At 63.7% G+C, this 11367-nt stretch carries 10 protein-coding genes; 7 read left to right on the top strand and 3 right to left on the bottom strand.

The window, feature by feature from the left end:
- The first annotated feature begins 23 nt into the window (after positions 1-23).
- Positions 24-806, top strand: a complete 783-nt coding sequence (locus tag AB9K35_RS19650; protein ID WP_369928734.1) for an IclR family transcriptional regulator — start codon at positions 24-26, stop codon at positions 804-806.
- A 44-nt stretch (positions 807-850) separates the two neighbouring features.
- On the opposite strand, the gene AB9K35_RS19645 is transcribed toward AB9K35_RS19650, so the two are convergent.
- Complete coding sequence (locus AB9K35_RS19645; RefSeq protein ID WP_369928732.1) at positions 851-1465, bottom strand: response regulator transcription factor; 615 nt, start codon at positions 1463-1465, stop codon at positions 851-853.
- 237 nt (positions 1466-1702) lie between these two features.
- Between AB9K35_RS19645 and AB9K35_RS19640 the strand changes: the two genes are divergently transcribed.
- Together AB9K35_RS19640 and AB9K35_RS19635 are read left to right on the top strand one after the other, a co-directional pair.
- Positions 1703-2209 carry a molybdopterin-dependent oxidoreductase gene (locus AB9K35_RS19640; RefSeq protein WP_369928730.1) on the top strand — a complete coding sequence of 169 codons (507 nt, stop codon included), beginning with the start codon at positions 1703-1705 and terminating at the stop codon, positions 2207-2209.
- A 58-nt stretch (positions 2210-2267) separates the two neighbouring features.
- Positions 2268-4790, top strand: coding sequence for an ATP-binding protein (locus AB9K35_RS19635; RefSeq protein ID WP_369928728.1), 2523 nt, complete (start codon positions 2268-2270; stop codon positions 4788-4790).
- Positions 4791-4884: 94 nt separating this feature from the next.
- Here the strand turns inward: AB9K35_RS19635 and AB9K35_RS19630 are convergent, their stop codons facing one another.
- The gene (locus tag AB9K35_RS19630) at positions 4885-5748 is read right to left on the bottom strand and encodes a MurR/RpiR family transcriptional regulator (RefSeq protein WP_222454777.1); all 864 of its coding nucleotides are present in this window, start codon (positions 5746-5748) and stop codon (positions 4885-4887) included.
- 263 nt (positions 5749-6011) lie between these two features.
- Between AB9K35_RS19630 and dctP the strand changes: the two genes are divergently transcribed.
- From dctP to AB9K35_RS19610, 4 genes are read left to right on the top strand one after another with little or no spacing between them, the layout of a single operon-like run.
- Positions 6012-7019 (top strand): TRAP transporter substrate-binding protein DctP, encoded by a 1008-nt coding sequence (dctP, locus tag AB9K35_RS19625; protein WP_222454778.1) that lies wholly within the window; start codon positions 6012-6014, stop codon positions 7017-7019.
- Positions 7019-7504, top strand: coding sequence for a TRAP transporter small permease (locus AB9K35_RS19620; protein WP_369928725.1), 486 nt, complete (start codon positions 7019-7021; stop codon positions 7502-7504). The genes dctP and AB9K35_RS19620 overlap by 1 nt, the downstream gene beginning before the upstream one ends.
- Positions 7501-8778 (top strand): TRAP transporter large permease, encoded by a 1278-nt coding sequence (locus AB9K35_RS19615; RefSeq protein ID WP_222454780.1) that lies wholly within the window; start codon positions 7501-7503, stop codon positions 8776-8778. The genes AB9K35_RS19620 and AB9K35_RS19615 overlap by 4 nt, the downstream gene beginning before the upstream one ends.
- Position 8779: 1 nt before the next feature.
- Positions 8780-9451, top strand: coding sequence for a M15 family metallopeptidase (locus AB9K35_RS19610; protein ID WP_369928722.1), 672 nt, complete (start codon positions 8780-8782; stop codon positions 9449-9451).
- A gap of 81 nt (positions 9452-9532) precedes the next feature.
- On the opposite strand, the gene AB9K35_RS19605 is transcribed toward AB9K35_RS19610, so the two are convergent.
- Positions 9533-11317 (bottom strand): TRAP transporter permease, encoded by a 1785-nt coding sequence (locus AB9K35_RS19605; RefSeq protein WP_369928720.1) that lies wholly within the window; start codon positions 11315-11317, stop codon positions 9533-9535.
- Between the last annotated feature and the right edge of the window lie 50 nt (positions 11318-11367).

Here is an 11367-nt window from a genome sequence, read left to right as displayed (position 1 = left end):
TGTTTCACCAGGTGGAACGCAGCATGATGAAACTGAACCGCTCGATTGACAGGGGGCTGACCGTGCTGGAGACGGTCCAGCGCTGCGGCACCTGCTCTCTGGCAGAGCTGGCCGACCGCACCTCATTACCCAAGGCAACCCTGCTGAGGATCTGTGCCACGCTGGAGGCGCGCCGCTGGCTGGCCCGCCGCAGCAGTGACGGCAGATACCAGGTTGGCTCGGCTTTCCCGCAGGAAGCGCGGGCCGAGGGATACGCGGATTTGATGGTGGCTGTCGGCAAGGAAGAAGTGCTGGCGGTCAGTCGGGACACCGGGCTGGCCGTCGATCTGGCCGTGGCCGTTGGTGGCGGCAGGATCGAGATCGTCGACACCTCACGGAACTTCAATGTGCATGGGGTGCACCCTGACACGGTGGGCTATCGCCCGTCGCCGGTTCTCTCCGCGCTGGGCACGGCCTATCTGTCCGCGCTGTCAGGGGAGGACCGGGTGGTTGCCTTGCGGGAGCTGTTCGGGCGCCTGCCCCGCGAGGACGCGGAGGCCTTTCCCCGCCTTGCGCAAATCCTTGGCCAGATTGCCGAGCGGGGTTATGCAGTGCGCCCATCCGGATATTGGGGGCGCGCAGTCGATTACGGCGCGCTGCCGGCTGCAATCGCGGTGCCGGTCATTGCCGGGGCCACGGCCATTGGGGCGATGAACCTGGTGTGGAATGCCAGCGACTACAGCGTCGAGGAGGTGGCAGACAAACACCTGGCCCGGCTGAAACTGGCCGCGCACCGCATCGGCACGGCCTTTGCGAGCGCTGGGTAAGGTCTGCACCGCAGGGGAATGCGAGTGCCGTGCCGATCTGACGGCTAGTACAGCCCGGCCTCGCGTGCGGCCAGCGCCGCCTGCGTGCGGTTGGTGACCTCCAGCTTTCGGTAAAGCGTTTTCATGTGCAGCTTTACCGTGGGTTCGGGAATCTCCAGATCCCGGGCAATTTCCTTGTTGGACTTGCCCTCGGTCAGGCCTTTCAGAACCTGACGCTCGCGCGGGGAGAGCTTTTCCGCCAGAGGATGGGTTTCCTCGGTTTCCGTCGCGGTCATGAAATCGATGGGGGCATATTGCTCTCCCATGGCCATGAACTTGACCGCGTTGATCATCGATTTCGCCGACAGGGTCTTGGGGACGAACCCTGCCGCCCCGGCCTCCAGCGCCTGCTCGGCGATCTGGCGGGTTGCGGTGCCGGACATCAGGGCGACCCGTTGCCCATCCTTCAGCTCCATGGCCCGCTTCAACCCGTTCAGCCCGTCCATGCCGGGCATGTTGAGGTCCAGAAGCACAAGGTCGAAAGGGTCCTCGGTCTCGATCAGTTTGCAGGCCTGGTCCAGATCCGCAGCGGTTCTGGTGGTGATGGATCCCTGGCCTTCAAGGAACAGGACAAGTGTATCGCGCAACAGGTCGTGATCGTCGGCAATCAGTACTCTCATCTCAGGCTCCTTGCTCTCGCCCTACAAGACGTAACCGGTGTTTGCGGCGCTTGCACGGCAAAATTGGCACGTATTCGTCACAGCTTGGCGGGAAATCGGCGGCACGGCAAGCGGGGTATCGGACAGCGGGGCGCGGCTGTGCCTATTCGAAAGGATAGGGGGGTATCCGTCTAACCTTTTGGCCCTGTCCTGCCCACGTGCGATACGTGGGACAGCTCAACCAAGGAAGGTCATGACATGCTTCGCCGCGCGCTCCAGAAGATTGCCATTTCCATGTTGGCCATGCTGCCCTTTGCGGCCGCCAGCCAGGCAGACCCCGCGGGGGAGGTGCTGTTGACCGTAACCGGTCCGATGGCAGACCAGGCGGAGGCCGAGGCGGTGCAGTTTGACCTTGAGATGTTGCAAGAGCTGGGCACCGTCGAATTCGAAACCTCCACCATCTGGACGCAGGGGGTGCAGACATTCGAGGGGGTGCCGCTGAGTGCGTTGGTCGAGAGCCTGGGGATGTCCGGCACCACGCTGAGAGCGACCGCGATCAACGACTATGCGGTCGATATTCCGATCAGCGATGCAGTCGAGGACGGGCCGATCATCGCGTACAAGCTCAACGGTGAGGAAATGTCAGTGCGCGACAAGGGGCCGCTGTGGATTGTTTACCCTTACGACAGCAAAACGGAATATCAATCAGAAGTGGTCTATTCCCGCAGCATCTGGCAGCTGGACCGGATCGAGGTGATCGAATAGCGACACGCGGGGGTGCGGCATCGGTGCCCCTGGCTGCCTGCACTTGAGGAAGATGGCGATGGTCGGCAAAATGCGCAGCATGCTCGGGTTACGGCTCGCAGTCCTGCTCGTGGCCGCCGTAGTGGGGTTGGTGGCAATTGCGCTGCTGGCCTTCAACGTTTCGCGTGATCTGCGACAGCTGAGCTCGGCCAGTTCGGACAATATCCAGTGGACATTGTCCCAGACCGAGGTCGAATTTCTTCACTTCCGGCTGGCCCTGGCGCAGGTCCAGACCAACGAAGTGCCCGATATCCGCAGTCTGCGGCGCAAATTCGATGTTTTCTACAGCCGGATCCGGACGCTGGGACAGGCGTCGATCTATCACGAGCTGCGTCAGGTGGAGGAGTTTGCCCGGCACCTAGCGGCGGTCGGTGACTACCTGGATCGCGCGGTTCCGATCATCGACAGCGATATCACTGCATTTCAGGCCGCACTGCCTGCGTTGCGGGCCGAGACGACGGCTATCCGCCCGAGCGTTCGGCGGTTGTCGGTCTCGGGGCTGAATTTCTTTGCCGAGGATTCCGATTTTCGTCGCAACGCCCTGTCGAACACGTTGAAGCAACTGGCCTGGGCCATTGCCGTGCTGGTTGCGGCGCTGGTGGTTCTGGTGTGCTACCTTGCGGTTCTGAACGCGCAGAACGTTCGGCGGCGGACGCAGGCGATCGAAGCCAGTGAGCGGATGAATATCGTCACGGGCACGTCGCTGGACGCGGTGATCGTGGCCGATACCTGGGGGCGGATCCTGGATTTCAACGCCGCCGCCGAGCAGATATTCGGCCATTCCGCCGATGCGGCGATCGGTCAGGACCTCGGGAAGCTGATCGTCCCGGAGCAGTACCGGGCCGCGCATGAGGCAGGGATGGCCCGGCTTCGGGAGCGCGGGGAGAAACGCGTCGTCGGCAGTGGCCGGTTCAAACTGGAAGCCCTGCGCGCAAACGGGGACGTGTTTCCGGTCGAACTGGCGATCCAGTCCGCCGACACCAAGGACGGGGAGATTTTCATTGCCTTCCTGCGGGACATTTCCAGCCAGGTGCAGGCCGAGGCAGAGCTGGTGCTGGCGCGCGACAGGGCGATGGCGGGCGAAAAGGCGAAGACCGATTTCCTCGCGACCATGAGCCATGAGATCCGCACGCCGCTGAACGGGCTTCTGGGCAACCTTTCGCTGCTCGAGGACACGCCGCTGAGCGACAAGCAGGCGCGCTACGTTCGAAACATGCATATCTCGGGCAAGCTGCTGAAAAACCATGTGTCCGACGTGTTGGATATTACCAAATTCGATGCCGGAAAACTCCTGCTGCACCCGGCGGACATGAACGTCAGCACGCTTTTGCAGGACATTATCGACAGCCAAGGCGGCGCCGCCGAGGGGCACGGAACCAGTCTGGACTGGGCATGGGAGGGGGCGCCGGTGCATTGGATCCATGCAGACCGGGACCGTTTGCAGCACATCCTGATGAATATCGTGGGCAATGCCGTCAAATTCACGAAGAACGGCAGTATCCGGATCACGGCCAAGGCGGACCCTGGCCCGGATGACACCATGAAGCTGCGGATTTCGGTGCGCGATACCGGCATTGGCATCGACCCGGAGCTGCTGCCAAGGATCTTTGACGACTTCACCACCGGTGACACCTCCTATGATCGGGACGTGGGCGGCACCGGCCTTGGGCTGGGCATTGCGCAGCGGTTCATCAAGGCGCTGGGGGGCAGTATCTCCGTCGACAGCAATCCGGGCGCTGGCAGTGTCTTCCACATCGATCTGCCGGTCCAACCCATCGCGGAACCCATCGCGGACCGGCATGCGCAGTCTTCTGGCCACGGCGCGCGGAAGGCCCATGTCCTGTTGGTGGAGGACAACGAGATCAACCGTGTGGTGGCGCGTGAAATGCTGATGGCGCAGGGCCACTCGGTGACCGAGGCCCACAACGGGCGGGAGGCGGTGGACCTTGCGGAAGACACCGCGTTCGACATCATCCTCATGGATATCAGCATGCCGGTGATGGATGGGCGCAGCGCCGCAAGGGCGATCCGCGCAGGGACCGGGGCTTCGGCGCAGGTGCCGATCATCGCGGTGACTGCAAACGCCATGGCCTCGGAACAGGAGGCCTTCATGGCCGACGGGATGAACGGGGTTCTGACCAAGCCCCTGACGCGGGACGGTCTGTTGCAGCTGGTGGCCGATCATGTACCGGCATCTCCGCAAGAATCTGCGCCGGAAAGCCCGCGCTCCCAGTACCTTGATGATCTTGCCGAAGCCGTCGGGAGTGAGGCGCTGCAAACCTTACTGAACCGATTCACGACGGAGCTGGATGCCTTTCTGGAGAACCTGGACGCCGGGCAGGATCCGGTTGCCGCGGAAACCGCGGTGGAGGCCCATCGGATCGCCGGAAGCGCCGCGACCTTCGGGCTTGCGGAAGTGCGCGAAGCGCTGGTGGGCCTGGAACAGGCCGCGCAGGAGCAGGATGTGGCGGCGGCAGAGGCGGCCATCCGGTCCCTGCGGGAGATCTGGGCCAGCGGCAAGCCGACGCTCAGCCTCACCTGACACAGCGGTCCAGGGATTGGAGCGTCTGACGTCGCCCGACATGCCGGATGGTTTGAGGGCCGGGCCTGGTTCCGGGGCGCGTGTTCCGAACGGCTCAGTCGAGAAACAGCCCGAAATAGTCCTGCGCCTCGGACAGTTTGCGCACGCGTTGGCCGGCCGCTTCGCCCAGTTCCGTGCTGACATCCTGTAGCAGCAAGTTCAGCCCAGTGGTGATGCCTTGGGGCATGGCCAGAAAGAAGTGAGTCTCGGCGGGATAGCGCAGCACATAGGGGGTGATGCCGCTGGCCCAATCGCAGAATTCATCTGCGAGGATCACGACCTCGATGCCGCGCTCCTTGGCCAGCTGTGCAAGCTGCGGACCATGGGCACCATAGCGGTAGATGTCCATGATGATGAGAACAACCCGTTCGCCCGGCTCTGGCAGAAGCCCGGCATAGACGCCGTCGATTCCATCCACGATGTGAACCCGGTCACGCAGGTACGACAGGCGGCGACAGAACCCGTCGGCCAGATAGTACATGGTCTGAAAACCCGTCACATGCACCGCGTCGCAGGTGCCGACGAGTGCCACGATCTCCTGCCATAGGGGCGTGCTTCTGAACTTGAAAGCCGCCTCGATCGAGGCGCGGCCCAGTTCGATGTAGCGGGCATCATCCGAGGTCTGACGCTGCGAGAAACTGTCCTGGAAGCGTTGGTCGACGCGGTCATTCCCGGGGCCATAGCTGCTGCGGATCGCCTTGCTGCGTGCATCCGCGGTGTCGTCGAAACCGAGCTTTCGGAAGAAGCGGGTCAGCGTCATGGGACTGAGGTCCAGCTTTTTCGCGATATCGGCGTTCTTTTCCACGATCACCGCATCGGGCCGGGCCAGAAAGTAGGCCGCGATGCGCCGTTCCTTTTGGGTCAGCTTTGATTCCGCGGCAGCGATAGCGGCGGCCAAGAGGTCTCGGTCTTGCGGCATTTTACGCTCCCATCTCTGCTGTCATACGCGGCGCAGTTCCTAATTATTGAACACAATCAAAATAGTTATGCAAAATGTTAGTCCAAAATCTATAACATAGCAAATGTTTACTTGATAACAAAATCGGCTTTCGCTATCAGATTCGCCAGTGTGCTGCGGCGTCTCGTCTGACCCAAGGGTCTCTCGCGGGGGACCTGGTCTGCGCGATTTTTCCGCCGTGGCCTGCACCAAGAAAACGCTTATTCAACGGGAAGGATCGCTTCATGAAAAACAAGATTTTGGCCGCCGCCGCGCTGCTGATGTCCACTGCCCTGGCCGTGCAGGCAGAGCCCATCAAGCTGGGCTACAACGGTGCTCCGGACGCAAAGAAGAACGCGGTGCATTACTTCGCGGAAACGCTGGAAGCGATCGTCGAGGAAAAGACCGACATCGAGATCGAGCTTTATCCAAATTCGCAGCTGGGCAGCGAACAGGAGCGGATGGAAAATACCCTGGCGACACCATCGCTGAACGTGGCGAGCTTTGCCGGTCTGTCGCCGGTGGTGCCGGAGAGCTTTGTCTCCAACACGCCCTTCATGTTTACCTCGCCCGAGGAAGCGCGCCGTTTCTTTGACGAAGGCAAATACTGGTCCATGGTCGAGGATGCCTTCCGCGAGCGCACCGGCGGCTCGGAAATTCTCGCCGTGGTCGAAGAGGGCGGTTTCCTGGCCTTCACCAGCACCGACAAGCCGATCCATTCGCCTGCGGATTTCGAGGGCATGAAGTTCCGCGCGATGGATCCCTCGCAGGTGGCCCTGTACGAGGCGATGGGCGCGTCCGGCACGCCGATCCCGTGGACCGAGGTCTATTCCGCGCTGCAGACCGGCGTCGTCGAAGGCCAGATGAACCCGCCGCTGTACATCATCCTCGGCTCGCTGAACGAGGTGCAGAAATACATGACGCGGGCAAACGTGCAGTATTCCATGCAGTTCCTGGTGGCCAACGGCGAATGGCTGGCCTCCCTGTCCGACGAGGACCGCAAGGTGCTGGAGGAGGCCGTGGCCGAAGCCAACGCCAAGACCCGCGAAAAGGTTCAGTCCTCGGTTGAGGAGCGCGTGACCTGGCTGGCGGAGAATGGCATGGAGGTCATCACCCCGACCGCCGAGCAGATGGCCGAATTCCAGAAGATCGGCCAGCCGAGCTTCATCGAATGGCTGGGCACCCAGAGCATCGACCAGAGCTTCATAGACGCGGCCTTTGCCGATCTGGGCAAGTCCGATCTGCTCAAGTAATGCTTGCGCTTGCGCAAAAATGGCTGGCACGCCTCACCATGGGCGTGTCGGCTTTGCTGATCGCCTGGGTGGCGCTGTTCATCCTCTACGGGGTGGGCGCGCGGTACATCTTGGGTTCGTCGCCGATCTGGTTTGATGAGCTGGCCCGCTACAGCATCATTGCGGCGGCGATGATCGGGGTTGGCGCGGTCTGGGTCGAAGGCGCCCATATGCGGGTGTCCGTGGTCGAGGACCGTGCGCCCGCGGCGCTGCGCCGGGCCATTATCCTGTACCAGTGGCTGTTGACGCTGGGCCTGACCGGGGCGATGGCCTGGTTCTCCTATGAATATGTGGGCAAGGTCGGGTTCTTCAAAACCCAAGGCCTGCAAATCTCGCGCTCGGTGCCGGTGGCCATTCTGCCGGTGGGCTTCGGCCTCTTGTTCCTGATGGTGCTGCTGCACGGCCCCAGGGCGCTGCGCGCACAGACGGTCGAGGACGACGAATGATCTCTGTTATGCTGGCGGTGATGCTGATCAACGTGGTGATCGGCCTGCCGCTGTTCCTCAGCCTCATGGCCACCGCCGTTGTGGGCTTTGCCTTCGTCGGCTTTGATCAGATGAGCCGGATCATGCCGCAGCAGGCGTTCGGCGGCATCGACGCCTTTTCGCTGATGGCGATCCCGCTGTTCATTCTGGCGGGCAACCTGATGAACAATGGCCAGATGACACCGCGGTTGCTGCGGCTGGCTGACCGGCTGGTGGGCCACCTGCGCGGCGGGCTGGGCCATGTGAACGTGGTGGCCAGCGTCTTCTTCGCAGGCATCAATGGCTCTGCTGTGGCGGATACCTCGGCACTGGGGACGCTCCTGGTGCCGGGCATGCGCAAGGCGGGCTTTCCGGGGCCCTATGCCGCCGGGCTGACCGCCGCCAGTTCGCTGATCGGGCCGATCATCCCACCGTCGATTTTCATGATCCTCTATGCCAGCCAGACCGGCACCTCTGTCGGCAGCCTGTTCCTTGGTGGCATTCTGCCGGGGCTGGCGCTGGGGGTGGCCTTCATGGGGATGAATGTCGTCTATGCGCGCGCTTATGGCGTGACCAAGAACGCCGCCCGCGCGCGCCTGATGGAGATCGCCTGCGCCGCCTATGCGGCGCTGCCGGCGCTGATCGCCCCGGTCATCATCGTCGCCGGGATCGTATTCGGCGTGGTGACGCCCACGGAATCCGGTGCGCTGACGGTGGCCTATGTGCTGCTCTGGGGGCTGGCGACCGGCAACCTGAACCTGGCCAGCCTGTGGGCCTCTCTGCGCGACACGGCGGTGCTGACCTCGGCGGTGTTTGTCATCATTGCAATCTCGTCGATCATCTCCTGGCAGCTTGCCTATGCCGATGCGCCAGAGGCCTTTGCCGATCTGCTGGCGCCCTTTGCGCATAGCCCGGCGCTGACGCTGGTCGCGATCTCGCTAGTGACCTTCGTGACCGGCATGTTCATGGAGGAGGTCTCCGCCCTGATGCTGCTGACGCCGATCTTTCTGCCGGTGGCACAGGCGACCGGGATCGATCCGGTGCATCTGGGGATCGTCATCACCCTGAACATCACCATCGCGCTGATCACCCCGCCGATGGGTGCCTGCGTCTTCGTCGCCTCGGCCGTGGGCAAGGTTGATATCGCGCGGTTGTTCGTGGCGATCTGGCCGTTCATCGCGGTGGCGCTTGGCGTGCTGCTGATCATCATCCTAGTGCCGGGCATGACCACCTGGCTGCCTTCGGTTCTGAACTGACATGACTGCAAAGCAGCAAGAGGCGCTGGACTGGAGCGCGGCGGCGCAGATCGTGCCGGGGACCAGTGAGGAGCCGCTGGTCCCGGCGTCGCCCTGCCCGCATTGGATCACCTGGCCGGTCTACTACAAGCAGGGGCTGGCCGGTGCCTTGCCCGAGGTCTGGCTGCGGCAGGGGGTCTATGATCGCCTGCTCCTCGCCGCCCGGGCGCTGCCCGGGGATGTGCAGCTGGTGCTGCTGGACGGCTGGCGCCCGAAGTCGGTGCAGATGCAATTGTTCGAGGACATCCGCCAGCAGGTGGCGCTGGACAACCCCGGCCTCGAGGCTGCGGAGGTCGATCGCATCACCCTGCAGTTCGCGGCGCGGTCCTCGGATGACCGGCAAAGCCCCAGCCCGCATATTACCGGCGGTTCCGTGGATGTTACGCTGGCGGACCGCGAGGGGCGGATGCTGGACATGGGCAGCCGGTTCGACGAACCCAGCGAACGCAGCTGGACCGCCGCGGATGTCGGTGCGGCACAGCGGCAGCGTCGGCGCATGCTGGCAGACGCGATGGGGCAGGCGGGCTTTACCAACCTGCCCAGCGAATGGTGGCATTTCGATTACGGCAACTGGGTCTGGGCCTGGTACAGCGACCAGCCTGCCGCCCTTTATGGTCCGGCGTCACTGGCCTGATGGCCTGACCGTCCGGCTTTTGGTCTGCTGAGTTTTTCGGGCGCCTGCATTGTTGCGGGCGCCCGTTCTTTTGCTCCGGTCTCAGATCCACAAACCGGAGAAGATAACCGCCAGACCTGCAGCGCAGAAGCCGATCGTCGGCAGCGGTTTGCGCGCGCCAATCAGCCCGGTGGAAACCAGGGTCAGCCCGACGGCCATCCGCACGAGGTCGCTCAGCGCCGCCAGTGGCGCGGTTGCAAGGTTCAGAAGGTCCGGATTGGCGACCATCCCCAGCGGGATCAGGTACAGGCCGACCCCCAGCGACATCGCCGTCAGCGCCACTTTCAACCAGCTCTCGCCGATCATGCCCGCCGCGATGAAGACCGCGCCGCAGACCGGCGGGGTGATGGTGGACAGAAGCGCGAACCAGAACACGAAGAGATGCGCCTGTAGCGGCTCCAGCCCCAGCTGGGTCAGCGCAGGACCGGCAACCGACACGCAGATCACATAAGCCGCGGTGGTCGGCACCTCCATGCCCAGCACCAGGCAGGCAATAGCGGTCAGGATCAGCGAGGGCCACAGCAGCCCGCCGGAGCCCTGGATGATCAGCGAGGTGATCTTGACCCCCAGACCGGTGATCGACAGCACTCCGATGATGACCGAGGCGCAGAGGATGATGGCCGCAATCATCGAGACCTGCCGCGCCGCGTTCAGCAGCGCATTCGCGGCGCGCTCGGCGATCTGCTGCTTGTCGAATGTCAGCTGGCCGTTGAACAGCAGCAGGCCCGCACCCGCGATCACCGCCAGCGCGGCGGCGTATTCGGGGGTGAAGCCGATGCCGAACATCGCCCAGAGCAGCACGCTGAAGGGCACCAGGAAGAACAGCGAGGTCACGATCACGTCGCGGCGCTTGGGGCGGTCCTCCTCGGGCACGCCTTTCAGGTCGAACCGGCGGTTGTAGGCGTTGATGCCGACCCAGACGGCCAGGAAATACAGCAGGGCAGGCAGGAACGCCGCCGCCATGATGGAGGTGTAGGGCACGCCCGTCAGCTCCACCATCACGAAAGCGCCGGCCCCCATCAGCGGCGGCATGATCTGCCCGCCGGAGGAGGCCACCGCCTCCACCGCTGCCGCAAGGCGCTTGGGGTAGCCCAGCCGTGTCATCGCGGGCATGGTGATCGCCCCGGTCGAGGCCACATTGGCCGAGGCCGAGCCGGAGATCGACCCGAACAGCGCCGAGGAGATAACCGACACCTTGGCCGCACCGCCCTTGAGCCGCCCGGCGGCCGCGCCCGCGACATTCATGAAACCCTGTCCGGCCTCGCCCGCGTTCAGCACCGCGCCGAAGATCACGAAGATCGACACGACGCCCACGGAAACCCCGGTGAGCGAGCCCCAGATGCCGCCCTCGGCAATGGTCAGCGTGCCGAGGAAGCTTTGCAGGGGCGTGCCCGAATGGCCGAATTCGCCGGGGATATGCTGGCCGAACAGCCCGTAGAGCAGCGCCAGAGCCGCCACCACCGGCAGCGGCCAGCCGATGGCGCGGCGGGCGGTTTCCAGCACCACCGCCAGCAGCACCAGCGCGATCACTTCTTGCTGGCGTCCCTCAAGAAACCCGTACTGATCCCCCAGCGCATCCGCGTTCATGGCCACCCAGATCGCCGCCGAACAGCCCAGCACCGCAAGTACAATGCCGGACCACAGTTGCCCGCGGTGCGTGACCCCGTACACCAGCGCGAAGGGCAGGATGAAGGCCATATGCAGCGGACGGCTGACGAGATTCGGCACGATGCCTGCAAAGACCAGCGTCAGGTGGTAGCCGACAAGGGCCGCCGCCAGCAGCAGCCAGAAACCGCCCGCGAGGCGGTGTTTGGAAAGGAGTGTCATCGGGGGGAATTCCAGAAATGAATTGGCCCCGCCCGGCCCAGGACGGGCGC

It is taken from the genome of Leisingera sp. XS_AS12 (genome assembly GCF_041224635.1).
Lineage (GTDB): Bacteria > Pseudomonadota > Alphaproteobacteria > Rhodobacterales > Rhodobacteraceae > Leisingera.
Note: the sequence above shows the minus strand (reverse complement) of the source record. Positions and strands in the feature narration are given on the sequence as shown.

Excerpts from the sequence above, each read along its gene's own strand:
- AB9K35_RS19650 (WP_369928734.1), top strand. The coding sequence starts at position 24 with ATGATGAAACTGAACCGCTCGATTGACAGGGGGCTGACCGTGCTGGAG.
- AB9K35_RS19645 (WP_369928732.1), bottom strand. The coding sequence starts at position 1,465 with ATGAGAGTACTGATTGCCGACGATCACGACCTGTTGCGCGATACACTT.
- AB9K35_RS19640 (WP_369928730.1), top strand. The coding sequence starts at position 1,703 with ATGCTTCGCCGCGCGCTCCAGAAGATTGCCATTTCCATGTTGGCCATG.
- AB9K35_RS19635 (WP_369928728.1), top strand. The coding sequence starts at position 2,268 with ATGGTCGGCAAAATGCGCAGCATGCTCGGGTTACGGCTCGCAGTCCTG.
- AB9K35_RS19630 (WP_222454777.1), bottom strand. The coding sequence starts at position 5,748 with ATGCCGCAAGACCGAGACCTCTTGGCCGCCGCTATCGCTGCCGCGGAA.
- dctP (WP_222454778.1), top strand. The coding sequence starts at position 6,012 with ATGAAAAACAAGATTTTGGCCGCCGCCGCGCTGCTGATGTCCACTGCC.
- AB9K35_RS19620 (WP_369928725.1), top strand. The coding sequence starts at position 7,019 with ATGCTTGCGCTTGCGCAAAAATGGCTGGCACGCCTCACCATGGGCGTG.
- AB9K35_RS19615 (WP_222454780.1), top strand. The coding sequence starts at position 7,501 with ATGATCTCTGTTATGCTGGCGGTGATGCTGATCAACGTGGTGATCGGC.
- AB9K35_RS19610 (WP_369928722.1), top strand. The coding sequence starts at position 8,780 with ATGACTGCAAAGCAGCAAGAGGCGCTGGACTGGAGCGCGGCGGCGCAG.
- AB9K35_RS19605 (WP_369928720.1), bottom strand. The coding sequence starts at position 11,317 with ATGACACTCCTTTCCAAACACCGCCTCGCGGGCGGTTTCTGGCTGCTG.